The 22,770-nt window shown below is 61.4% G+C and carries 17 protein-coding genes; 8 read left to right on the top strand and 9 right to left on the bottom strand.

The window, feature by feature from the left end; translation table 11 throughout:
- Window positions 1–15 precede the first annotated feature (15 nt).
- Window positions 16–1,707, top strand: a complete 1,692-nt coding sequence (locus tag NKI67_RS26295) for an FAD-dependent oxidoreductase (protein ID WP_352647599.1) — start codon at window positions 16–18, stop codon at window positions 1,705–1,707.
- A complete protein-coding gene (locus NKI67_RS26290) occupies window positions 1,704–2,015 on the top strand; it encodes a UBP-type zinc finger domain-containing protein (protein WP_036238601.1) in 312 nt (103 codons plus the stop codon). The genes NKI67_RS26295 and NKI67_RS26290 overlap by 4 nt, the downstream gene beginning before the upstream one ends.
- 118 nt (window positions 2,016–2,133) lie before the next feature.
- On the opposite strand, the gene NKI67_RS26285 is transcribed toward NKI67_RS26290, so the two are convergent.
- The 3 genes from NKI67_RS26285 to NKI67_RS26275 form a co-directional block, all read right to left on the bottom strand.
- The gene (locus NKI67_RS26285; protein WP_352647597.1) at window positions 2,134–3,303 is read right to left on the bottom strand and encodes a GNAT family N-acetyltransferase; all 1,170 of its coding nucleotides are present in this window, start codon (window positions 3,301–3,303) and stop codon (window positions 2,134–2,136) included.
- On the bottom strand, window positions 3,300–4,295 hold the full coding sequence (locus NKI67_RS26280; RefSeq protein ID WP_352569046.1) for a sterol desaturase family protein: 996 nt from the start codon (window positions 4,293–4,295) through the stop codon (window positions 3,300–3,302). Before NKI67_RS26280 ends, NKI67_RS26285 begins: the two co-directional genes overlap by 4 nt.
- A gap of 237 nt (window positions 4,296–4,532) precedes the next feature.
- Entirely contained in the window at window positions 4,533–6,461 is a 1,929-nt protein-coding gene (locus tag NKI67_RS26275) for a heparinase II/III family protein (RefSeq protein WP_352647595.1), read from the bottom strand.
- 116 nt (window positions 6,462–6,577) lie between these two features.
- On the opposite strand from NKI67_RS26275, the gene NKI67_RS26270 reads away from it, so the two are divergent.
- Together NKI67_RS26270 and asnB are read left to right on the top strand one after the other, a co-directional pair.
- The gene (locus tag NKI67_RS26270; protein ID WP_352647593.1) at window positions 6,578–7,819 is read left to right on the top strand and encodes a glycoside hydrolase family 5 protein; all 1,242 of its coding nucleotides are present in this window, start codon (window positions 6,578–6,580) and stop codon (window positions 7,817–7,819) included.
- Window positions 7,820–7,987: 168 nt separating this feature from the next.
- Window positions 7,988–9,913 (top strand): asparagine synthase (glutamine-hydrolyzing), encoded by a 1,926-nt coding sequence (gene asnB, locus NKI67_RS26265; RefSeq protein ID WP_352647590.1) that lies wholly within the window; start codon window positions 7,988–7,990, stop codon window positions 9,911–9,913.
- On the opposite strand, the gene NKI67_RS26260 is transcribed toward asnB, so the two are convergent.
- Window positions 9,887–11,005: a glycosyltransferase family 4 protein gene (locus tag NKI67_RS26260; protein ID WP_352647588.1), complete on the bottom strand. Its 1,119-nt coding sequence runs from the start codon at window positions 11,003–11,005 to the stop codon at window positions 9,887–9,889. The two genes, asnB and NKI67_RS26260, sit on opposite strands and share 27 nt — an antisense overlap.
- Window positions 11,006–11,174: 169 nt before the next feature.
- Between NKI67_RS26260 and NKI67_RS26255 the strand changes: the two genes are divergently transcribed.
- Window positions 11,175–12,614, top strand: a complete 1,440-nt coding sequence (locus tag NKI67_RS26255; RefSeq protein WP_352647586.1) for a lipopolysaccharide biosynthesis protein — start codon at window positions 11,175–11,177, stop codon at window positions 12,612–12,614.
- Window positions 12,615–12,658: 44 nt separating this feature from the next.
- Here the strand turns inward: NKI67_RS26255 and NKI67_RS26250 are convergent, their stop codons facing one another.
- The 3 genes from NKI67_RS26250 to wecB are packed head-to-tail and all read right to left on the bottom strand — an operon-like array spanning window position 12,659 to window position 15,937.
- Entirely contained in the window at window positions 12,659–13,462 is an 804-nt protein-coding gene (locus NKI67_RS26250; protein ID WP_031211886.1) for a WecB/TagA/CpsF family glycosyltransferase, read from the bottom strand.
- Window positions 13,459–14,790 (bottom strand): UDP-N-acetyl-D-mannosamine dehydrogenase, encoded by a 1,332-nt coding sequence (wecC, locus tag NKI67_RS26245; RefSeq protein WP_352569040.1) that lies wholly within the window; start codon window positions 14,788–14,790, stop codon window positions 13,459–13,461. Before wecC ends, NKI67_RS26250 begins: the two co-directional genes overlap by 4 nt.
- Window positions 14,783–15,937, bottom strand: a complete 1,155-nt coding sequence (gene wecB, locus NKI67_RS26240) for a non-hydrolyzing UDP-N-acetylglucosamine 2-epimerase (protein ID WP_352541699.1) — start codon at window positions 15,935–15,937, stop codon at window positions 14,783–14,785. The genes wecC and wecB overlap by 8 nt, the downstream gene beginning before the upstream one ends.
- 201 nt (window positions 15,938–16,138) lie before the next feature.
- Between wecB and NKI67_RS26235 the strand changes: the two genes are divergently transcribed.
- The gene (locus NKI67_RS26235) at window positions 16,139–17,581 is read left to right on the top strand and encodes a glucosamine inositolphosphorylceramide transferase family protein (protein WP_352569039.1); all 1,443 of its coding nucleotides are present in this window, start codon (window positions 16,139–16,141) and stop codon (window positions 17,579–17,581) included.
- 19 nt (window positions 17,582–17,600) lie between these two features.
- Here the strand turns inward: NKI67_RS26235 and NKI67_RS26230 are convergent, their stop codons facing one another.
- Entirely contained in the window at window positions 17,601–18,911 is a 1,311-nt protein-coding gene (locus NKI67_RS26230) for a VpsF family polysaccharide biosynthesis protein (RefSeq protein WP_352455347.1), read from the bottom strand.
- Between the two features lie 167 nt (window positions 18,912–19,078).
- Between NKI67_RS26230 and NKI67_RS26225 the strand changes: the two genes are divergently transcribed.
- Window positions 19,079–20,629, top strand: a complete 1,551-nt coding sequence (locus tag NKI67_RS26225) for a GumC family protein (protein WP_352647583.1) — start codon at window positions 19,079–19,081, stop codon at window positions 20,627–20,629.
- An 8-nt stretch (window positions 20,630–20,637) separates the two neighbouring features.
- The gene (locus NKI67_RS26220; RefSeq protein WP_352569036.1) at window positions 20,638–21,744 is read left to right on the top strand and encodes a glycosyltransferase; all 1,107 of its coding nucleotides are present in this window, start codon (window positions 20,638–20,640) and stop codon (window positions 21,742–21,744) included.
- A 94-nt stretch (window positions 21,745–21,838) separates the two neighbouring features.
- On the opposite strand, the gene NKI67_RS26215 is transcribed toward NKI67_RS26220, so the two are convergent.
- Entirely contained in the window at window positions 21,839–22,699 is an 861-nt protein-coding gene (locus tag NKI67_RS26215) for an alpha/beta hydrolase (RefSeq protein ID WP_352647581.1), read from the bottom strand.
- Window positions 22,700–22,770: the final 71 nt, after the last annotated feature.

The raw sequence follows: 22,770 nt of genomic DNA, 5'->3' as shown, positions 1-22,770 counted from the left end.
CGATAGGTTCGAACCATGTCTCAACCCGCCAATCCGATCTCCATTGCCCGTCGCGATCAGATGTTTCCAGTGCTGGCTGAGGCGGACCTGGACCGCATGGGCCGTTTCGGCGAAGCCGTGTCCTATGCTGCAGGCGAACAGATCGTCAAAGCCGGCGAGCTGGCGCCCGGTCTGATCGTGGTCCTGTCCGGCAAGGTGGATATCATCCAGGGCGGCAGCTTCGGCCGGCGCGAAACAATCGTCACGCACGGTGCAGGCAATTTCGTCGGCGAGTTGGCGCAGCTTTCAGCCCGACCCTCACTGGTGGATGTGGAGGCGGTTGAGCCGGTCGAGGCGCTCGTCATCCCCTCGCAAAGGCTGCGGGACCTGATGGTGCAGGAAGCAAACCTCGGCGAGCGCATCATGCGGGCGCTGATCCTGCGCCGTGTCGGCCTGCTCGAGAGCGGCACAGCAGGCCCGATCATTGTCGGACCGGTCGACAGCGGCGACGTTTTGAGGCTGCAAGGTTTTCTGGCTCGCAGCGGTCAGCCGCATCGCGTTCTCGATTCGGCTGCTGATCCCTGCGCCAGGACGCTGATCGAACGCTTCCATGTCGACATCCACCATTTGCCGATCGTGCTCTGTCCGAACGGCAAGCTGCTGCTCAATCCCGGAGAGAACGAGCTTGCCCGCTGCATCGGCCTGGTGAGGCCGATCGACGCCGGCAAGCTGTACGACGTGGCCATTGTCGGCGCCGGACCGGCCGGCCTCGCGGCGGCCGTCTACGCGGCTTCCGAAGGGTTGTCGACGATCGTGCTCGATTGCCGTGCCTTCGGCGGACAGGCGGGTGCCTCCTCGCGCATCGAGAACTACCTCGGTTTTCCGACCGGCATTTCGGGAATGGCGCTGATGGCGCGCGCTTACAACCAGGCGCAGAAATTCGGCGTCGAGATGGTGATACCGGACGAGGCGAAGCTGCTGTGCAGCGCAAGCGACACGTCCGGTGCCCACTACACGCTCGCCGTCGGCGGCGGGGAGACCGTGCGGGCACGGTCGGTGGTGATCGCCAGCGGAGCGCGCTATCGCCGCCTCGACATGGCAAACCTGGCGCAATTCGAGGGAACCTCCGTGCATTACTGGGCTTCGCCGATCGAAGCGCGGCTTTGCGCCGGGCAAGAGGTAGCCCTTGTCGGCGCCGGCAATTCGGCTGGTCAGGCTGCCGTCTACCTGGCGGCGCATGTGAAGAAGGTATGGCTGCTGGCGCGCGGCAGCAGCCTCGATGCGAGCATGTCGCGCTATCTGGTGGAGCGCGTCAGGGCACAGCCGAACATCGAAGTGCTGGCTGAGACGCAGATTGCGGCACTGGAAGGCGACGACGGCAATCTTGGCAAAGTGCGCTGGCGCAACCGCGACACCGAGACAGCACGTCCGATCCGCCACCTCTTCCTGTTCATCGGCGCCGATCCGAACACCGACTGGCTGGCGCAATGCGGCGTGGCGTTGGACGCGAAGGGCTTCGTTCGCACCGGGCCTGACATTGGCCAGGAACGTGGTGCACTGGAGACGAACCGCGGCGGGGTGTTCGCCATCGGCGACGTGCGCTCCGGCTCGATCAAGCGCGTCGCCGCTGCCGTCGGCGAAGGCGCCCAGGTGGTTGCAGCGCTGCATGCATATCTCGCGCGAAACGGCAGTCTCGCCGTGGCGCCACAACTGGTCAGGAGCGTATGATGGCAGACGAATGCAGGCACGCCGGGGACATTCGCGACGTGACACCGAGCGCGCTCGGCTGCGAGGAATGCCTGAAGAGCGGTTCGCAGTGGGTGCATCTGCGGCTCTGCCGCACATGCGGCCATGTCGGCTGCTGCGACGACTCGCCCAACCGTCATGCCACCAAGCATTTTCGGGCAACCGGCCATCCTGTCATCGAAGGCTACGATCCGCCGGAAGGTTGGGGATGGTGCTACATCGACGAGATCTTCCTCGACCTCGGCGACCGCACCACGCCGCAAAACGGTCCGATACCGCGCTTCATTTGAGCTTTTTGCGAGCGGGCCGCTACAGCAATTCCAGGAAAAGTGTGAACGGTTTTCGTCCGGAATTGCGTCAAAACAAAAGATGGAGCTGTTCGGCGTTTCCGTGAAACGATGGACCGTTCTAGTCCAAGGCTGCTTCGGCTTGAGTGGGCGTATCGCGTCCCTCTGGTGGTGCCGATGAACGCTCGCGCATATGCCTGACGGTCTGGAGGACACGATCGGCAAGAGATGCAAGCGCACCCTGTGCCGTGCGCGTCCCGATGACGGATTCCAGCGTAACCGACTGCGTTGAGAATTTGTGTTTGAACGACTCTGCGCCACAGAGGAAATCGACCATGCTCAAGCCGTGATCGATCGACCACTGCACGTAATCCATCAACAGGATCACACCCGGCGACGCCCGGCCGAAATCCGGATCGAACGTCGTCACGAAGGCCATCATCATGTCGTGCTGGACGAAGTTGATCGACACCGCGACCATCACGCCATTGCATTCGAGGACGAAGATATGCAGCACGCCGGCGCGCGCCAACGCATCGACGAGCGCGGCGAGTACCGGCACGCCCTCTTCGAACAGGTCTGACTCACGCATGCGCTCGGTCAGCCATTTCCGCTTCAAGGCCGCGAGGCGCTCCAGTACCGGTTGCAGCGGCTCGTCGGGGGCAAGCAGGCGAAATCTCACCTCTCCGGTTTCTTCCAGCGCTTTGATGCCGCGCCGATAGTTCTGGCGCGTCTTTTTCGACTGGTCCGCCAACCATGCCGCTCCGCTTTCCCATTGTCCGGCAACGCGATAGCTGACTTCCGTTCGGTGAAACGGACGAAGCCTGATGCCGCCGGAAGCTCCCGGCGTGAAAATTTTGCGGGCCGCCGCATCCGGCGAGAGACGACTGATCAAGGCAAGATCGAAGCCGCCGGCATCGCAGAGTTGGGTCCATAGCTCCTGCAGCGCCGATAACGAGCATTCCGGAGCAACGAGAATATCCCCATAGTCGGTATAGCTGCCGGCCGCCCATTCGAGAAACCGCAGCCCCCTGCGCCTGCCGATCGCCAGCGGAACGACAGCAACGAGTCTCTCGCCCTTCCAGACCAGGCCGATCCGCAACGCGCGCTGGTCACGGCGTTGTACGGTACTCCACCATGCCGAAATCCAGGCATGGCTTTGAAAGATCAGCCCGTCGGTACGATGCCAAAGCTCCATCCAAGCGGCCTCGACCGCAGCCAGGCGATCCGCCGAACGGACGATTTCCAGGCGCTCCGCGCCTAGGACGTCGATGGAAACAGCGGTGTTCATGAAGGAGAACTGTCCTGTGGCTGCGCGACCACATTGGGCCGTCTGTGAAACAGTCGCATGACATGCCTTGCCATCTTCTTGAGCGGCAGGATGTAGAGCCCAAAGATCGACTGGTAATCGCGCACATCGCGATCGACCAGGCCAAATTTCAGGTCTTCATCCGGCTCCGGGACAAATTGCGTTCCGAACAGACGATCCCAGAACGAAAAAAGCAGGCCGAAATTCTTATCGTAGTGACGCGGGTCGATGCTGTGATGCACCTGGTGCCAGTGCGGACACAGGATGATGTTGTTCAACGGGCCGAACGATATCTTGAGATGCGTATGGCGAACAAAGTCCATCATCAGGATGTTGCGGATGACGTAGACGTTGATGCCGAAGATAGCGACCTCTACCGGATCGAGTGCGATCAGGCTCCAGACACCGAAGCAGATGCCCGGGATGACGCCATCCCACATACGGTTCATCAGATCGTCCAGCGGATGAACCCGGTCCTTGGTGATCCCCACCATCACTTCGGCCGAATGATGTACCTTGTGCAATTCCCACAGGAACGGGAAACGGTGCTGGGCGACGTGGTAGAGGTAGTATGAAATATCATAGGCGACCAGCATGGTTGCGGTGAAGATGACGATCGTCACCGGTCCCGCCGGGCCGCCGAGAAGCGGCGCGTGGATGTTAAGGAGCCAGCCAATTGCCTCGCGTGTGCCATAGCCCACCGCGACGACGAAGGTGACGCCGGCAGGAATAAGCAGGAAAGGCATCATCGCCCGTTTCGTGATCCAGAACAGGGCGTCGGCTCGCGCCGACGGGTGCAGGATGACTTCCTGTGGGAAGGCGAAGTCGAAAAAGTCCCTGAGGGACTTATGTTCGGCAGTTCGCCAGTAGGCGATCACCGCGCTGCCCAGTGCGGTGAGGAGAAGCAGGCCGAGCGTGGTCAGATTGACGTTCGAAAGCTTTTCCACAATCGCTCTGGCAAATTCGGAAAACATTGATGCAGCGGCTCCTGGTCGTAAGAAGGCAGTCTGGGGTCGTAAGAAGGCGATCTGGCGAATAGCAAAGCACAAAATTCCCGCCAAACTCGCTACGCCGCCTGCAACCAGTGGCTGTTGCGGGCGCAGCGGGCAAAGCAGGCTGGATGGTGCGAGACTAGCAGATCAACGGTAACGAAACCGCTAAATGTCCAAACGTAATTAATGTCGAATACGGCTGGAACTCGCCCGGCAACTCTACGTTGGCACTGGTTTTTGCTGTTGCGGCGGGTGAATTGGGGCAAGATGGATATCGATCCCGGCTTCGCCCACTTCACCGTGCCAGGCGAGGCGTTCGGCTTGCTGCCGGGTGCCAAAACGCAGTGAAACCCAACCGCCTTGGCCCGGCATGTCACCGCCGGCACCGATATCGAGCGCAGCATCAGGAAAGCGGATGGCCAACAGTACCTCGTCGCCGCGCAATACCGTGACCGTATCTTCGTGCCGGTCGGCATGGAGGCCGGCGGCCAGTTGGAAGACGATCTCGGACTGGCGCCTGCCGCCGAGCAGTTTGTCGGTGATGAGGATGCCATCGGCCTGGCGCGCCAAAGTGCGCTGATGCACGACGCCGAAGCGGCTTCTATAGCCGTCATGCCGGGCGCTCAGCCTCCAGCGCGATCCCGGCTCGCTCTCCACCAGCGCTGCGACTGCCTTGTGCGACCAGTTGAAATTTCCAGCGATGGTGCTTTGGCTCTTGCCCTCGATGTTCAGCGTGTTGTGCGCCGGTGTGGAGCGGAACCAGTCGCGCCATGCGCCTCCCGAACCGTAGAGCCAGGTGCCGGGATCGACCAGCACCGGCTCATCGTCGATGCACAGTGTGAGCGACAGCGCGTCGGCATGGCCGTGCGCCGCTATCGAGAGATAGCCGAGCGGTCCATGGTCGAACGTCAGTTCGACATTGCGGCCGTTCATTGCTCCGCGCCAGACGGAGAGCCCGCCTTGCGTGAATGTCTGCAAGCCATGCACCGCGGGCGCCGGGCCTGACGGCGCACCAAAGAAAAGCGAACGAAAATCGTCAGGCTCCGGCGCGTTGCCCGGCGTCCCCAGTAAGCCGTGGATGGCGGCCGCGACGGATCGGATATAGTTCGGCTCGTCGCCCAGCTTCAGCACATGGCCCTCATCGTCGTCGCCGAAGCGGGCGGCTTTCTGTGGCAGCCAGCCGACGAAATTGGCGAAGGCGCCCAGACGCGCTTCGACGGCCGAGGGAAACGGCGTTCCCGCCTGGCGTGCCGCGGCGGCGCACAGCAAGATGAGTTCGGCGCTGAAGGCTGCATAGGTCGGAGTTTGCTCGGCACCGGCGCCGTCGGCAAGAATCTGCTTGTGCGTCTCATTTAAGAGGGCGCTGCGGGCAATTTCGGATTCGGCCCCGAGCGCCAGGCCAACCAGATATTCGCCAGCCAACTCTGCGACGAGATGGTTGTTGGCGGAGGAATATCGCGACGGAAACCGCGGCAGCCAAAAGGCGCTTGCCGCGAGTATCTCACCAGCTTTCCGCAGCGTCGCCGGGTCAAGCCGGTCACCGATAAGGTCCAGGGTGACGATCAGGCTGATGGCTCGCAGCGCTACTTCGATGCCGGAAGCCCAGCCAATGCCTCGGAACGGCGGATTGGCGGAATGCCAACTGCCGATTGCCGCCTCAATGGCACTCCGGGATCGATTGTCCTCGCTGAGGAGCAGGTGTGCAGCCAGTACTGGCAATTGCTGCAGCCGGTTGACCTCCCAGACATATTTTATATCGCCAAGGTCGCCGCCATCGCGAAAATCGATATCGAAAGTATGAGCCTCGGCGCCAGGCCAAAGCCTGCCGGTTACCGGATCAAGACGCCAAAGCTCAGCAGGAAACAAAAGATCGGGCTCACGCTTTGGCCATGTCCGCCCGAGTGCCGAAAACCGGCCATGAAGCATCTCTTGCGCGGCCGCCGCTATGGCCTGCCGTTGAGCGTCGGTCGCTGCCAACGCAGCATGGCGAAATCCGGGCAGCACTGGGTGCAACTGCGGCGATGGATAGCGCTCCCACCCATCATCGCGGCGGCGCGACGCGATCCTTCGACGTTGCTCGCCCAGCCGGTGCAACACCTCGGCCGGTCCCATGCTGCGCAATCGGTTGATGTACCAGCCGATTCTCATACACGCACCGTCAACGTTTCGGTCCTTGTATACCATGCCGTCGAAAAGCTGCGGGCCGGCAATCTTCTTTCCCGTTCGTTGCGGTTAATATCTCCCGCGAGCATGCGGAGGGAGCGATGCGAAAAGCGGTGTATGTTGTTGCCTGGGTGCTCGCCTTGCTTGTGGCAGCCGAGGCAGAGCCCATCCCTCTCAAGCGCGGCGTTGGCGTGCATCAGTGGCTCAACTGGTCGCCGGTGGAGAAAGACGGAACCTACGTTTGGCCGCCCTATCGCAGCGAAAAGGAGTGGCTTGCGGAACGCAGGCCGCTCACCGACTGGCCGGCCGGGGAGGTGTTTGCCCACATCCGATCGATGGGCTTCGACTTCGTCCGGCTGAGCGTCGATCCCGGCCCGCTGCTTGCCAACGGGGACGCCAAGCGGCAGCAGGCGCTGGACATACTTGCCGCCGCCGTCGAGCGGATCACGTCGACCGGCCTCAAGGTGGTTTTCGACCTGCATGGCGTCACTCAGATTCCCGACTACAGCATGGAGATGATCTATGGCGGCGCCGACAGCGAGGGCGTTGCCCGCTATCGTCAAATGGTTGTGGCGGTCGCCGCCATGCTGGTCAAGATCGGCACCGACAAAGTCGCCCTCGAACCTTACAACGAGCCCGCATACTACCCTTGCGATGCGAGCGGCAGCGATCACTGGCAGCGGATCATGGCAGGGACCGTCCACGACATTCGAGCGGTCAGCAGCGAACTTACCATCGTTGCAACCGGCGCCTGCGGCGGCAGCATTGCCGGATTGGTCAACCTCAGCCCCAGCTTTGATGACCCAAACCTCTATTACAGCTTCCATATGTATGAGCCTCACAGCTTCACCCACCAGCGGCCCGATGACACGATCAGCTTTGCTTCGGGACTTCCCTGGCCGGCCGACAGCAGTACACCCGAAGTGGTGACCGAAACCCTTAGAGCGCGGATGGAAGCTGCCGGCTTGAGCAGGGTCGAGCAGGTCATGAACATGGCCACCGCGCGCCAAGCAATCGCGAACTATTTCGAGCAGAACTGGGGCCAGAGCCAACTGGAGGCGAGCTTTCGCCAGGCTGTCGACTGGGCTGAAGGCCACGGCATTCCCAGCCGGCGGCTCTTCATGGGCGAATTCGGCGCTATCCTCATGTCCGTGGACGGCCGCATGGGCGCCTTTGAGGCCGACCGTTCGCGCTATCTCAAGGCAGTGCGCCGAGAGGCCGAACGCTTCGCGATCCCATGGTCTGTCTGGGAGTTCTCCAATCCCTATGGGATGAGCCTCATCCCGCCCGATGGTCCCCCGGTTCCCGACCCGGAGATGCTGCAGGCATTGGGCCTGCCATAGGTGCCGTCACTCGCCCTCACCAGCGAACAACCGGTGGCAAACCCCTGACCGCCAGGCTCGATCGAGGAACGGCCCGCGGCAGCTTTCTCCCGGTTGGGTTGTATTGGCACGAAGTGTTTAACACATTTGTTGTACTGAAGTGAGGAATGCGCGCGCCTAGGGGGAACAATGTGTGGAATTGCCGGATGGATCGGTCGAAGGGCTAAAAATCCACAAGAGCGGGCCGCCAGAATGTCAAGCGCATTGCGGCATCGCGGTCCCGATGCCGAAGGCACCGAGATATTGGACCTGAATACCGGCGAGGAACAATTGGCATTGGTCCATCGCCGCCTGGCGATCATTGACTTGGCGCCTGAGTCAAATCAGCCAATGCAGATTGAGGACGGCCGTCTCAAAATAATTTTCAACGGAGAGATATATAACTACATCGAGTTGCGCCAGGAACTGATCGGCCTTGGCCATCATTTTCGAACGCGCTCCGACACCGAGGTGCTGCTCCGAGCCTACGATCAGTGGCGCTTGTCCATGTTCGACCGGCTGAGCGGCATGTTCGCCTTTGCACTCTGGGATGCTCAGAGGCAGGAATTGATCCTCGGCCGGGATCCCTTCGGGGAAAAGCCGCTTTACCTCATGCAAAGCGAAAGATTGCTGCTGTTTGCCTCGGAGATCAACGCATTGTTGTCGGCGCTGCAAGATGCGCAGCAACTCGATCTGGATGCGGTGGACGAGTATCTGAACTGGCGTTATGTGCCGGGACCACGCACGCTTTTTAAACAGATCCGCAAGCTCAATCCCGGAAGCTATGCTGTCTGGTCGCAAGGGGTGGTCAAGGAAACGCGCTACTATACGCCTCCGGATCAGGTGGCCCTGACCGAGCGGATCGACGGAAAAACCGCCAAGAAACGATTTCTGGAACTGCTCGACCATTCCGTCGAGATCAGGATGCGCAGCGATGCACCTTTTGGGGCCTTTCTCTCCGGAGGACTCGACTCCTCGGCTATCGTCGCCCTGATGGCCAGGCACAGCGCTACGCCCATTCGCACGTTTTCCGTCGGGTTCGACGACGCGGCCTATAGCGAACTTGCATTCGCCCGGCGCGTTGCCGATCATTTCAAGACCGATCATTGCGAACTTGTCATCCAGCCAGGCGATCTGATGGATCACCTGCCGGCGATGGTTCGCCAACGTGGTGCACCTGTTTCGCAAAGCAGCGATATTCCAATTTACCTGATGTCGGAGCGCGCCGCCCAGGACGTCAAGATGGTGCTCACCGGAGAAGGAGCCGACGAGATTCTCGGCGGCTATCCCAAGCATCGCGCGGAATCACTGGCCGGGATCTACCAGTCGCTTGTTCCAGCCTCGCTGCACGATAACGTCCTTTCCCCTTTGATACGCGCCATGCCGGGCGCGTCGGCCAAGGTCGATACGTTTGCCCGCACCGCGGGCGAAAGGCACTTTGCCGCCCGGATGGTCTCCTGGTTTGGAGCCGTTTCGGCGCAGCAGCGCGCTTGCCTGATCGGCGCGTCCGCAAATCGCCGTTATGAGCGCAACGACTTTCCGTTCTCGTCAAGCGCTGCGGCTTCCCATCTTCGCCGCGTGCTGTTTTTCGATCAGACATCGTGGCTGCCTGACAATCTCCTGGAACGAGGCGACCACATGATGATGGCCTGTTCAATCGAAGGAAGAATGCCGTTCCTCGATCGAGACCTGGTTTCATTCGTCAGCAAATTGCCCGATCGCTACAGGCTGGGTTGGTTGCACAGCAAGCAGATCCTGCGGGACAGCATGGCCAATATCCTCCCGGAAGAAATTCTCAGCCGCCGCAAGGTCGGGTTCAAGGTACCGGTCGCCGAATGGTTTCGCGGATCGATGAGGAACTACGTGCATGACCATCTTTGCTCGCCCCACTCCGTCATCCGCAGCTATCTGAGTCCGAAACAGCTAGATCAAATCGTCTCGGAACACACCACGCGTGCTGCAGACCACGAAAAGCTGATATGGGCGCTGTTGAATTTGGAGATATTCCACCGCGAATTCAGGCTTGAAGCGCCGCCTTCATCATCGGCGTCAGCGCTTGACCGGTTGACGGCTTGACGCCGCCGACCGCCAGACATCGCAGATTGCGCCGACAAACGGGGCGAGCTCAAGCCGTTCCCGATGCACCGCCATTGCACCGGCACCAAGCCTTGCCCGCAGTGCCGGGTTCTCCGCGAGGCGGCTCAGCGCCTCGGTCAACGCTGTAACATCGCCTGGCGGCACCAGCAGCCCGGATTGCCCGTCGGTGATTATGTCTTCGACGGCGCCAACCGGGGTCGCCACCACCGCCAAACCGGCTGCCATGCCTTCGATCACCGACATCGGCAGATTTTCGGCGAAGGATGGAAGAACCAGAATATCGGCCGAAGAAATCAGCGATGCGACATCGTCCGGTCCCACCCAACCCGGAAAGGCGATCCGGTCTGCAATCCGCAGCGCGGCTGACTTTGCCCGTGCCGCCTCGACTTCGCCATCGCCGGCAATCGTGGCGCGCCAATTCTTGACAGGGCTCATGCGGTGCAGTGCCTCGAGCAATTGCGGTACGCCCTTGCGGTCGCCGATGCGGCCCAGGAACAGGATATGCACATGGTCGCCGCCGCCGACATGCGCCAGCGACGGGACTTCGGTCGCATTGGGCACGATCACGATATTGCCGGCTGCGCCCGGCGCCCGGCTGGCGACGAAATCGCGCCAAAGCCTGCCCAAAACGATCACCCGATCGGCATGCTCGAACAGAGCTTTGATACGGCGGCTTATGAAACCGCGGTCGGCTTTCCAGAATGTCTGATACTGCGCCCCGTGCAAATGCAGGACATAGGGTATCGACAGGAGCCGTGCGCAGGCGGCGATCACCATCTTGCGGTAGGTGCTGCCGGAAACTGAGATGTTGATATGAATGACATCGGCGCGTCCAGCCAGACGCGCTTTAAGCATCCGTAAGCAAAAACCGAGCATATAGAAGATCGAAAGTCCGACATGCCCCGGGCCACGACTGGCAAGGAAGCACACATCGATGTCGGCGATTTCTTGCCGTTCGAACTCCTGCTTCAGCGCCCCCATGATGCGGTCGATGCCGCCCTGCCCCGAAACGCCCGAGGGCGTCGCGACCAGGACATGTATTTTTCGATCGGATATGAGGCGCTGCAACATGATGGTACTCTAAATAACACAGACCGGGTAACTGCAAAGCAAACGTTCCCGATAAGGTTTACGGCAAATCTTTTAGTTCAAACTGAATCTGTTCACCCTTCGGCGTCATCGGGCTGGATTTTCCGCCAGTCGGCGGCTAGTCGAAGGTGAGTTTTCCAGGGACACGCCCTTGCTGCTCCGTTCCACGCTCATTTATGCTCCGGCGATCCTGCTGACGCGAATTTCGGCGCTGCTCCTGCTGGTCGTCGTGACGCGTTTGATCGACCAGACCGAGTATGGCCTGCTCACCCTGGTGGTGACCGTCGGCGAAATGACCGACATTGCCGTCACCAACTGGCTGCGCATCGCCTTACTCAGGCTTGGCGGCAAGGGCGAAGTCAGCCGCGGCAGCCTGATGCTGGCCGGGCAGGTGTTGCTTGCCACCACGGCACTGGCGCTGGTCATATCGATAGGCGCGTCGGCGGTGATCGTGCCTGAACGCTGGGTCGAGTTCGCGATCGCAGTCTGCGGCTATCTGGTCGCCGGGTCCATCAGCCGCTTCGCGTTGACGGTGCTGCAGATGCAGCAGCGCCATTCGGTCTATTCGATGCTCGAAGCCCTGCGTGCCCTGCTGCAACTCGCGTTACCGATCGGCGCTATCCTCGTCTTTCAGGATAGCTTTCTGACGGTGTCGCTCGGCTCGAGCCTCGGCGCCTTGATTGCCGGCGTCGTGGCGGGCATCATGGCATCGCGACGGCTCGTTGCCGGTCCGCCGCGCTTCACCCACAGGGACTTCTTTGCGCTCGGTGTGCCGCTGATCATCATGGCGCTGGTAGGCTTCGGGCTCAACAGCGCGGAGCGTCTGTTCCTCAAGATCTATTACGATGCCAGCGCTGTGGCGATCTTCGCCGCAGCCTATGCGCTGGCCCGCCAGCCGATCGACATGGTCGCCAACGCCATCAACATGGGCGCCTTTCCCGAGGTGGTCAGCCGGTTCGACGAGGATGGGCCCGCGGCGTCGGGCCGGCTGCTGTCGCAACTGATGGCGCTGATGATGCGGCTTTGCCTGCCTATTGCAGCGATGCTGGTCGCGCTCAGCAGCGATATCACCGAGCTTATGCTGCCCTCGCAATATCACGGCCGCTTCGGCCTGCTGTTTCCGATCATTGCCTTCAGCGTGCTGTGCGCCAACCTCACCAGCTTCGTCTATGGCGTCGTGGTGCACGCGCACAAGCGGCCGTGGCTGCTGATCATCGCCAATCTCTTCGGCTCGGTGGCAACAATCGCATTGTCCCTGCTGTTGATCCCCCCGATGGCGGAGATCGGCGCCGCTTTGGCGCTGGCGGGCGGCTCGGTGGTGGGCTCCATAACCTGCATCATCATCAGCGAGCGGCTCACACCGGTGCCGGTGCCATGGCGCGACATCGGTGTCTCGGTGGTCATCTCGCTCAGCACGGGGGTGGCCGCCAAGCTTGCCAGCATGGTGCCCGGCGACGTGCCGGCAATCTTCTCGCTTGTCGCCGGCGGCACTGCCGGTGCTGCGGTTTTCTTCGGGCTGACCTCGTTGTTCCACCCTGTGGCAGCGACGCAATTCGTCGCCCAGCTGCGGGCGCGGCTACGGATCGCGTAAAGCGAAGTCCAGGGTCAACGCCTGTTTTGTGGGGGAACGCGAAACTATAAACCGGCGTTTCGGCGCCAGCGACGCTCCCAGAACTCCCGGCACAGCAGTCCCGCATAGGCAGTGTTGGTGTCGTAGTAGCGGCGCCACAAGCGTCGCGGCTCCTGGACGACGCGGAACAGCCACTCCAGGCCGGCCGCTTGTATCAGCTTCGGCGCACGGGCAACCTTGCCCCCATAGACGTCGAAACTGCCGCCCACGCCCATCACGAAGCTTGAGGCGAGTTCATCGCGGTAGCGTTTGAGAAAGCGTTCCTTGCGCGGTGTCGGCATGGCCACCAGCAGGCAGTCGGCGCCCGAGGCGTTGATCGCCGCGACGATCCCGGCCTCGTCCTCCGGCTTGAAATAGCCGTTGCGCATTCCCGCTATGACGAGGCTCGGATGGTCCTTGGCAAGTCTCACTACAACCGCGTCGAGAACGTGCTGTTCGGCCCCCAGCAGATACGGCCTGAATCCACGCTTCGCGCAGAGGCTCAGCAGATTGATCATGATGTCGACGCCCGCCACCCGCTCGGGCAGCGCGACGCCGCACAGACGTGCACCCCAAAGCACGCCGATGCCGTCGACATTGACCACGTCCGCCCCGGCCACGTCCTCGCGCAGCTCGGCATTCTGGCGCATGGTCACCAGCTTGGCGACGTTCACGACCACATGATGCAGCGGCCGCCCCAGGGTCATCGCCTCGTCGGCGATGGCCAGTGTCTCGGCCATGGTCAGCGCATGGATCGGTGCACCAAGGAACTCCCGGCGCCGTGATGCCAACAGGGAATGCTGCGCCCATGCCGGGGCGTGCGCGTTCATGCGGCCTGCTCCCTTGCAAGCGTCACTTGTGCGACCTCTGGTTTCTTGCCTTCGATGCGGGCGTCGGGCTTGCGTGCCTTGCGCCACGTCCACAGACCCCTCGTATCGACGAGCTTCTTGTCCTTGAGCGCTTCGGGGTCGACCAGATTGAACTGCCGATGGTCGACCAGGAGGACGACGATATCGGACTTGTCGATGGCCGAAAGTGCGTCGGTGAACACGATGCCCCTGCCCTCGAGCTCATGCGGCAGCGCATTTGTGTTGGGTTCAGCCGCAATGATCTTCACATTGGGGTTATCGGACAGAAGCTTCACCACCTCGACGGCCGGGCTCTCGCGCAGATCGTCGATATTGGCTTTGAAGCTGAGGCCAAGACAGGCGATCGTTTGCTTGCGGGAGGGGTCGAGCAAGGCCTCGATATCCCTGACCACCGACATCGGCCGCTCGGAATTGATCCGGCGTGCCGAAGCCATCAGCCGCGTGCTGTTGGGTGCGGCGTCGATGATAAAATATGGATCGACCGCAATGCAGTGACCGCCGACGCCCGGGCTCGGCTGGAGGATGTTCACGCGAGGGTGTCGATTGGCGAGATCGATCACTTCCCATACATTGAGCGACAGATCCTGACACACGGCGGCAAGCTCGTTGGCAAAGGCGATGTTGACGTCGCGGAACGCGTTCTCCGTCAGTTTCACCAGCTCAGCACTTTCGGCCGTTGTCATGAACAGGTCGCCGGTGACGAAGGTCGAATAGAGTGCCGCGGTCCGCTCCGACGATTTGCGGGACAATCCGCCGATCGAGCGATCGTTGTTGATCAGCTCGGTCAGCACCTTTCCCGGCAGCACACGCTCGGGCGAATAGGCGACCAGCACATCGGCGTCTTCGCCATGCTGGACAGGAAATTTGAGATCGGGCCGCAACTCGGCAAGCAGCCCGGTCATGATACGCGTGGTTCCAACCGGCGATGTCGATTCCAATACCACAAGGTCTCCCCGCTTCAGCACGGGGGCGATGCTTCGTGCCGCCGCGAGCACGTAGGTCACGTCCGGCTTATGATCGTGGGTCATCGGGGTCGGCACGGCGATGATATAGGCGTCCGCCGGCTGCGGCGTGCTGTAGGCCATGAGCTTGCCGTTCGCCACGACCTTCTGGATCAGACCGTCAAGGTCCGGCTCGACGATGTGGATTTCGCCGCGATTGACCTTCTCGACCACCGCTCCGTTGACATCGACGCCAATGACGTTGAGCCCGCGGCTGGCGAAAATGGCGCAGGTCGGCAGGCCGATATAGCCCATGCCGATTACGGAAACGGTTTTGATTTCAGCCATGATGCAGCAGTTCCTCAACAATCCGGTTACTGGCCCGGCCATCGCCATATGGGTTGTGTCGTTCCGCCATGCCGCGATAGGCAGCCTGATCGTCGAGCAGGCGATTGGCGTTGAACAGGATTTTCTCGACATCGGTGCCGACAAGGCGGGCGGTGCCGGCCACGATCCCCTCGGGTCGCTCGGTATTTTCGCGCATCACCAGTACCGGCTTGCCGAGCGAAGGCGCTTCTTCCTGCACGCCGCCGCTATCGGTAAGCACCAGATAGCTCTGCTTCTGCAGGTACAGGAACGGCAGATAGTCCTGCGGCTCGACCAGATGGATGTTCGGCACGCCTTCCAGCTCTGCGTTGACCACCGAGCGCACATTGGGGTTTGGATGGACAGGGTAGACGATCTGCACGTCTCCGCGCGCCGCCAATCCCTTCAACGCCGTACAGATGCGCTGGATGCCGCCGTCGAAATTCTCGCGGCGATGTCCGGTGACGAGGATCATCTTCTTGGAAGGGTCGAGGAAGGGGAAGCTGGCAGCGAGCTTCGCGTTCATCAGCCTGTCGGCATCGATCGCGCTTGAAAAATGCAACAGCGTGTCGATCACCGTGTTGCCGGTCACGAAGATGGTGCTTTCGGCCTTTCCTTCGGCGATGAGATTGTCGCGCGCTTGAACGGTCGGCGCAAAATGCCAGGTGGCGATGTCGCCGGCAATCTTGCGGTTCAGTTCTTCAGGAAACGGCGAGTTGATGTTGTGGCTGCGCAATCCTGCTTCGACATGAGCGACGGGGATACGCTTGTAGAAGGCAGCCAGCGCCGCGGCCATCGCCGTGGTGGTGTCGCCCTGCACCATGACGATATCGGGCTTCGCCTTGTCCAGCACCTCGGCCATGCCTAGGAGCACGCGCGAGGTCACATCGAACAGCGACTGGCCGGGTTGCATGATGTTGAGATCGTGGTGCACAGGCAAGCCGGTCAGTTCGACAACCTGGTCGACCATTTCACGATGCTGGGCGGTTATGCATATTTCGGTGATGAAGCCTGGATGAGCAAGGGCGGCACGCGCCACTGGAAAGCATTTGAGTGCCTCCGGCCTAGTGCCGAACACAATCAGCAGTTTCTGCCTGGATGGCAGTTTTGGACGTGAAAGGACGTTCATCGCTGATCCTGGTCGCCTGCAGCCTTCGGGACATACCGACTATTGCCCGCAAGAGCCATAATAGCGCCGGAAAGCGCCTTCGTGATCTCAATTCTTAATATATGATTAACAACCAAGGCCGCGTTCTCCCGGGTTAACTCTTGTGAAAGGTTGGGCTGACAAGTAGTCTATGGCAGTAGTCTTGAAAAAGAATATATTGGATTGACTAATATTTTAATCATCGGCCACGCCGACGCATCCCGGCGCTGGGAAAATGAGCTTCTGGCGCGGTTGAGTGCGGCTGGACATGCGGTTTCGAGTTGCCGCGCGCCGACGCCTGAACCCAATGCGCGCACGATGGACAATGTGCTGGCGCTCGAGGGCCGGCGCTTCGGCCCCTCACTGGCAAGCCGTTCCCGGCCGTTGCCGTCCGGCGACACCGGCCCAGTCGATCTTATGGTCGATCTCACCGCTACCGCCGCACGACGGGGCACGCCTGTCCTGACGCTCGAATTTTGCGGCCAAAGCAGCTTTGCCGCGGGCATGACCGAGATGCTGGCGAGCGGGCGGTTGCCCGAACTCACCGCGCGCCTCGACGGCGTTGCCGTCGCCACGGCGCGGCCGATGATCAGCGACCGGTTGTGGCTATCCCGAACCAGCAACGACCTGCTCGCCGGCGCCATCTCCCTGATTGCCCAATGTGTCGCCCGCTTTTCCGCGGGCAAACTTGCGCCGATTGCCGAGAGCCCGGCGCCGCCCCTGCAGAAAGGCGGATTTATCGGGCACTATCTGTCCTTTTTCGGCAGGGGGTTGGTCGACCGCGCCGTGCAAAAACTGCGACGTGGTCGGCGCCCCTTCTATTGGCAGGTTGCTTATCGGCTGATCGACGGTCCAGGCGTCGCCGAAACCGGACAGCTGGATGGTAAGCCGTTCACCGTGCTTGCCGATGACGGGCAGCGCTTCTACGCCGATCCGTTCGTTCTCGAGCGCGACGGCCGTCATTTTCTGTTTGTCGAGGAGTTTCCCTACTCCACCGGCCGCGGGGTGATTTCTGTCGCTGAACTTGGCACCGACGGCACTTTCGGCGTGCCGAAAGTGGTGCTGGAGGAAGCGCATCACCTGTCATATCCGCAGGTGTTTGCTCACTCCGGCGAGATTTTCATGATCCCTGAAAGCGCTACGGCGCGAGAACTGGTGCTCTACCGTGCCGAGCAGTTTCCGGATCGCTGGGTACGCGATACTGTGCTGATGACGGACAGGGATTTCAACGACGCCACGCTGCTCGAATCCGACGGTCGCTTCTGGCTATTGGGGACTGAGCGGTTCGGTCACGGCAGCGCGTCCGACACGATGGCCGTCTATTCCGCCCCGGCGCTGCGTGGGCCGTGGGCTGCGCACGCGCTCAATCCCGTCGCAGTCGACCACTCCGCCACTCGGCCGGGCGGCGCCTTTATCCGCCAGGGCGACGCTTTGCTGCTGCCGGTGCAAAACGGGTCTAGAGCATATGGCGGCGGCCTGGGATTGATGCGGCTGGATCGGCTTGATGATTTCGACGTCCGTTTTGAACTGCCCCGCTCAATCGATCCCGGGCCGGCATGGGCTCGGTCCGGCATTCACACGCTCAATCGCGCGGGCGGTGTCGAGGTCGTGGACAGCGCCGGCTGACCGGATCCGAGGTCCGTGCTTAACGAGATCCAGCCGGGTTTGGGCTGGATGCAGCAGCCGAAGGCATGCTCTCGAGCGAGCCTCCATGGGGCTGCTTCCTGTAGGCAAGCAGCAACACCACGATGATCGTCATGTCCGGCGTTTTTGACGAAAGCGCGTTGTTTGACAGCGCGGCAAGCAAGAACGTTATGGTGCCGATCCATGCCGGCAGCGGCGCCCCGCGCAGCAGCCGGAAGACGAACCAGAATATCAGCGCTGTAAACAGCAGGGCTATGGGCAGGCCGAAGAGCAAGATAATTACCACCGGCGCGCTTTCGATGTAGGGCAGATGCAGCTTCTGCCGGACGATCGCCAGCAGGTCGTCAACGTTCATGCCGAACAGGATGTCGTTCCAGCTGACCAGTCCGAACACCTGATAAATGGTCACCCGGGCCATGAAGTTTTCGTCGAAGATGGTGTTGCTGAACCGATTCAGCAGACCGCCCGCAAACAGTACCGCTACGAGCACCGCGCCACCCGTCACGGTGAACATCAGCACGACAAATTTGGCCTGCCGCTCATATTTGAGCGACAGGCCCGGCCAAGGCACGAACAGCAGCAGAATGAGGATTTCGCCGGTGGCGAGCATCAGCGCGGCGCGAGCGCCCGATGCAGCGCAACCGATGAACAACAGGAAGATCGCCATCACCCGCGCCCATATGCGCCAGTGCGTCAGCGGCACGAATCCGATGGTTGTGGCGCAGAGCGCGCCCAGTGCCAGCGGATGGGCCGACAGGCCAGTTGGCCTGAATTGCAGTTCGTTCAACCCATAGGGCAACAGCCGATGTTGAGTCACCGCCTCGATGGTGCCGATGACAGCGCTCAGGATCGCCATTCCAAGCACGACGTCCCCCAGCGCCCGCCGCACCTCTGCATTCAATGCCAGCATCAACAGGCCTGTGGCGCCGGCCACCAGATAGGTATCGATGATGAACCCGGAGGAGCCCGCACGGCCGGTAACGAACAGATAGGGCACCAGCGCGAACATCAGCACCGAATAGCGGATCAACGCCTTGAATATTCCAATTTCGTCGCCGTGCAGCAGAAACGGCCGGCTGAAAAGAACGATAGGAAGCAGCAGGATGATCGCATAGGTGCCGAAATGCAGCTTCTCGTAGAACGAGCCTCCCTGGGCCGTATAGTCGACGACCATGTTCATCACCTGCGGTGATACCGTAAAGCGAAGCAGGAGCGCGAACGCTGCGCATAGGAAAAACAGCAGCGACAGCGCGTTCTGACGGCGCGCTCGGCTGGACGATAATCGTTCCGAAGCGGCAGCGGGATAGCTCATGGCCCATCCAAATGGCGATATTCGAACGGCATTCTGGGCAACGAAATCCCTTCAACGTCCGCCAAGCGGACCGTGTGAACGGCAAAATGGGCCAACTTGGAAAATAAGATGTTAACGATGTTTCTGTAGAGCAGGCCAAGCGTAATGATTTAACAAGGGTTGTCACCATGTCTGCCGGTTCCGGCACACCCCCTATCTCCGCAACGGCTTCCAATAACAGTGCATTCGAGCGCATCGCCAATGCACGGCGCAGGGCATTGCTGCAACAGCATGGCCCAGTCGCGGCGCTAAGCTCCGCGCCGGTGACGCCGCAACCTCCAGAGCCTGTCGCGACTGTGACCCTGGACAAGATCGGCGATTTCCTCGAGCTCGATTTTCGACGCCTGTTCGTGTGGCTGCGGGCCGGCCTCGCCCTGGCCTTCATGCTGGCGGTAATCGGGGGCATTGTCGGTGGCGCGTATGCATTGCTGAGCAAGCAGCGTTACACCGTCACGACCGAGGTTCTCATCAACCCATCCAATTTGCAGGTTGTGGAAAACGACCTCTACTCGCAACCGGGCCAGGTCGATAGCCAACTGCTCAGCACGCGCAGCAAGCAGCGCATCCTGACCTCGGGCAACGTGCTTTCCCGTGTGGTGGACGAACTGAATCTGACTCACGATCCGGAGTTTTTCGATCCGGACCGGAGCACATCCTCATCTGGCGCTGTGGCGAAGCCCGACCCGAGGCTCATCGCCTTGAAGAACCTGGCGGACCGGGTAGACGCCATCGCGGACCCGACCTCGTTTGTCACAACCCTCTCGGTATCTGCGGAAACCACCGCCAAGGCGATCCTGATCTCGCAGGCCATAGTCAAAAACTTCCAGGAAGAACTGGCCAAGGCCGAAGCTGCCGGCGCCAGCCGTGCCGCGGCTGCCCTTGACAGCCGGCTTGGCCAACTCAAGAGCGACGTGCAGGCAGCCGAAGAGAAGGTCGAGAGCTACAGGCGCAGCCACAACCTGTCGTCCAGCAATGGCCAGCTCGTCAGTTCGCAGACGCTGACGCAGCTCAACGGCGAAATCGTCGATGCGCAATCGCGCGTGATCGCCGCGCAGGCAAGTTACGACGCCCTGGTTGCCTCCGGTATCAATGGAGCCAATCCCGACCCCACGGTTTCGGAAGCGCTCGCAGCGCTGCGCGACAGGTCAAACAGCCTGCGGCAGCAGATCGATTCACAGTCGATGACATTCGGTCCTCGCCACCCGACGATTGTCAGGCTCCGGACAGAACTCGAGACCGTCAACTCGCAACTCCGGGCCGAGTTCTCCCGCACCATCGGCACGGCAAAGGCCAGCCTGGACAAGGCCAGGGCCTCGTTGGCTTCTCTCAACGCCAGGATGAACGATCTGAAGAGCAATGTTTTCACCGACAGCGAGTCCGAAGTCGCCCTGCGTGAACTTGAACGCGATGCCGCCTCGAAGAGAGCCGTCTATGAGAGCTTCCTGTCACGTGCGCGCCAAATCAGCGAGCGCGAGCAGATCGACACCACAAACGTACAGGTGATTTCGACCGCGGTGCCCCCGCCAGCGCGCTCATGGCCCCCGCGCACTGTCCTGGTGGCAGGCGCAGGAGCGTTCGCAGGCTTTGCCCTGGGCATGCTGCTGGCCATCGGGATGGGCATCATCCGGGACATGCGCCGGCCGCCGAACCGATCAGGCCTTGCCGCCGGCCGAGCCTGAAGCAAGGCATGGTGAAGCGCATCGTTTTCCACATCGCCAGCCTGAGGGGCGGCGGCGCCGAGCGTGTCTTCGTCCTGATGGCAAATGAACTGGCGTCGCGTGGCCACGAGGTCACGCTTTTTACCTGGAACGCGCAAGGCCCTAACGCCGCGCTGCGTTCCGCTGCCGTGCATCTGGTCGACTTCGGCCTTCTCTTGCGCGGCGAGGGTTACGCCAAGTCGGCGACGCTGAAAGGCATAGTGCGAAGCGCAAATTTGTTCCGCCGCCTTGATCCTGATGCGGTCTATAGCGCCCCGGAATTCGCCAATCTGGTGATGGCGCTGTCACTCATGTTGGCCAGAAGCCGGGCAAAATTCTTTCCAAGTTTCCATGCCGCCGCCTCGCTGCCTGCCAGCGGCCTCGGCGCGAGGCTGGCGATCTGGCTTTCCGCGCTGGTTGCAGCGCGTGCAACCAAAGCCATCGCCGTTTCAGCGGGTGTCGGCCGTGACATCATCGCCCGCGGCTTTCCCGAATCCAAGGTCGTCGTCATTAACAACCCGCTGCCGCCGGCTGAAGCACCGCAGGGGAATTCTTATGCCTGGCAGGCAGCATTGGCGGCGATGGGCGATGTGCCGGTCATTGCCACCGCCGGGCGCCTGGTACCGGTCAAGGACCACCGGACTTTGCTGCGGGCCTTCGCTGCCTTGCGCGCCGGCCGCCCCGCCCGGCTTGTTATCTTCGGCGAAGGTCCGCTGGCTGCCGAATTGCACGCCTATGCCGAAGAGACCGGCATAGACGGGGACGTGCTCTTTGCCGGCTATGTCAACGATCCCGCGGCTTGCTATGCCGCGGCTGATCTGTTCGTTCTGTCATCGACCAGCGAGGGCTTCGGCAATGTGCTGGTCGAGGCCATGGCCGCCGGTGTCCCGGTAATCTCCACCGATGCTCCGCATGGCCCGCGCGAAATACTCGGTGACGGCCGCTTCGGCACCTTGGTGCCGGTCGGTGACGCCGCGGCCCTGGCGAAGGCGATGGCCGAGATGCTGGACCACCCCACCCCTGCTGCCGTGCTGAAAAACAGGGCGGCGGATTTCACAGTCGACAAGATTGGCGATCAATACGAAGCGTTGCTCTAGTCATTACGCACTGCCAGTAGATCGCGGTGGGATGCGGTCGACGTGGTCGGGCTTTGATTGCGATAATCTCTTTACGGGCTGGGGCGCAACGAATTTATCGTGAGACATTCCCTCGTTCCTTGAGTTGTTGGGCGAGGAAATCCTTGACCGAATCGAGAACCGCATCCCGTTCATGAGATACGCCTGGCAGCAAATCGAAGCGCACGCGCGCCCCCGCCTCCTCGAACGATCGACACAATGCCATGAGGCGTTCCGGCCGTGTCCGCCCCGCATCGTTGGCGCCCGGCATCCAATGGGTGCTGCCTTGGACATGAGTGATTTCCCAAGTCTCCAGGTCAGCGTCGCCGACGATCATCTGGAAAGGCACTTTTGCCAGCGCTGCGGCATCGAAGGTGATGCCGAACTTCTCCGGCAGATCGCGAATGCCCACCCACCAGTCACGCGTCGGATCGAGCAAGGTCACCGAGCCTGGCGCGCCGATTGAGGCCGCCCAGAGCCTGTCGGGATGCAGAATAGCAAAACGATGCGTGAAATGCCCGCCGCCGGAAAATCCGAACATGGCAAAGCGGCTCCAATCCTGACTGTATTTGGCGCTGACCTCCTCAACCATGGCGAGCAGCACCTGATCGTAGCGTATGTTGCCCTCGAGCAAATATTTGTATCCGCTGCGGGCATCATCCCCGAGAACGCCGATTGGAAACAGCGGACACAAAACGGCGCAGCCGTTCCAGCGTCCGAACTCGGAAAACGCATCGCGGAATCCAAGAAAAGAGGTGCGGCCGGTGCCATGGACAGCGACCATCAGATCGACTTTGGCCCCTTCCCCAACCGCGGGAGGCACATACAGGCAATAGTGAAAGCGCGGGTCTGATTTGGAAGCAAAGATGGCGGTCGCGCCAAGGTCATAGGTAGCGCGACCGCGATCCGCGACAGGCCCCTTGGCAACGCTTGTCAAATCGATAACTCCTTAATAGGCCCGGCATTCCGGCAACAATATACCGGTCGGCCGACCTCGTGAACTGGAGG

Origin of the sequence: Mesorhizobium sp. M0408 (assembly GCF_040321495.1) — a bacterium.
Classification (GTDB): Bacteria; Pseudomonadota; Alphaproteobacteria; order Rhizobiales; family Rhizobiaceae; genus Mesorhizobium.
This window is presented reverse-complemented; position numbering and strand designations above follow the sequence as displayed.

Bases quoted from the DNA above. Each gene is read 5' to 3' on its own strand.
- NKI67_RS26260 (WP_352647588.1), bottom strand. From the start codon at position 11,005: ATGTTGCAGCGCCTCATATCCGATCGAAAAATACATGTCCTGGTCGCG.
- NKI67_RS26250 (WP_031211886.1), bottom strand. From the start codon at position 13,462: ATGAACGCGCACGCCCCGGCATGGGCGCAGCATTCCCTGTTGGCATCA.
- NKI67_RS26280 (WP_352569046.1), bottom strand. From the start codon at position 4,295: ATGTTTTCCGAATTTGCCAGAGCGATTGTGGAAAAGCTTTCGAACGTC.
- NKI67_RS26285 (WP_352647597.1), bottom strand. From the start codon at position 3,303: ATGAACACCGCTGTTTCCATCGACGTCCTAGGCGCGGAGCGCCTGGAA.
- wecC (WP_352569040.1), bottom strand. From the start codon at position 14,790: ATGGCTGAAATCAAAACCGTTTCCGTAATCGGCATGGGCTATATCGGC.
- NKI67_RS26295 (WP_352647599.1), top strand. From the start codon at position 16: ATGTCTCAACCCGCCAATCCGATCTCCATTGCCCGTCGCGATCAGATG.
- wecB (WP_352541699.1), bottom strand. From the start codon at position 15,937: ATGAACGTCCTTTCACGTCCAAAACTGCCATCCAGGCAGAAACTGCTG.
- NKI67_RS26220 (WP_352569036.1), top strand. From the start codon at position 20,638: ATGGTGAAGCGCATCGTTTTCCACATCGCCAGCCTGAGGGGCGGCGGC.
- NKI67_RS26290 (WP_036238601.1), top strand. From the start codon at position 1,704: ATGATGGCAGACGAATGCAGGCACGCCGGGGACATTCGCGACGTGACA.
- NKI67_RS26225 (WP_352647583.1), top strand. From the start codon at position 19,079: ATGTCTGCCGGTTCCGGCACACCCCCTATCTCCGCAACGGCTTCCAAT.
- NKI67_RS26275 (WP_352647595.1), bottom strand. From the start codon at position 6,461: ATGAGAATCGGCTGGTACATCAACCGATTGCGCAGCATGGGACCGGCC.
- NKI67_RS26230 (WP_352455347.1), bottom strand. From the start codon at position 18,911: ATGAGCTATCCCGCTGCCGCTTCGGAACGATTATCGTCCAGCCGAGCG.
- NKI67_RS26270 (WP_352647593.1), top strand. From the start codon at position 6,578: ATGCGAAAAGCGGTGTATGTTGTTGCCTGGGTGCTCGCCTTGCTTGTG.
- asnB (WP_352647590.1), top strand. From the start codon at position 7,988: ATGTGTGGAATTGCCGGATGGATCGGTCGAAGGGCTAAAAATCCACAA.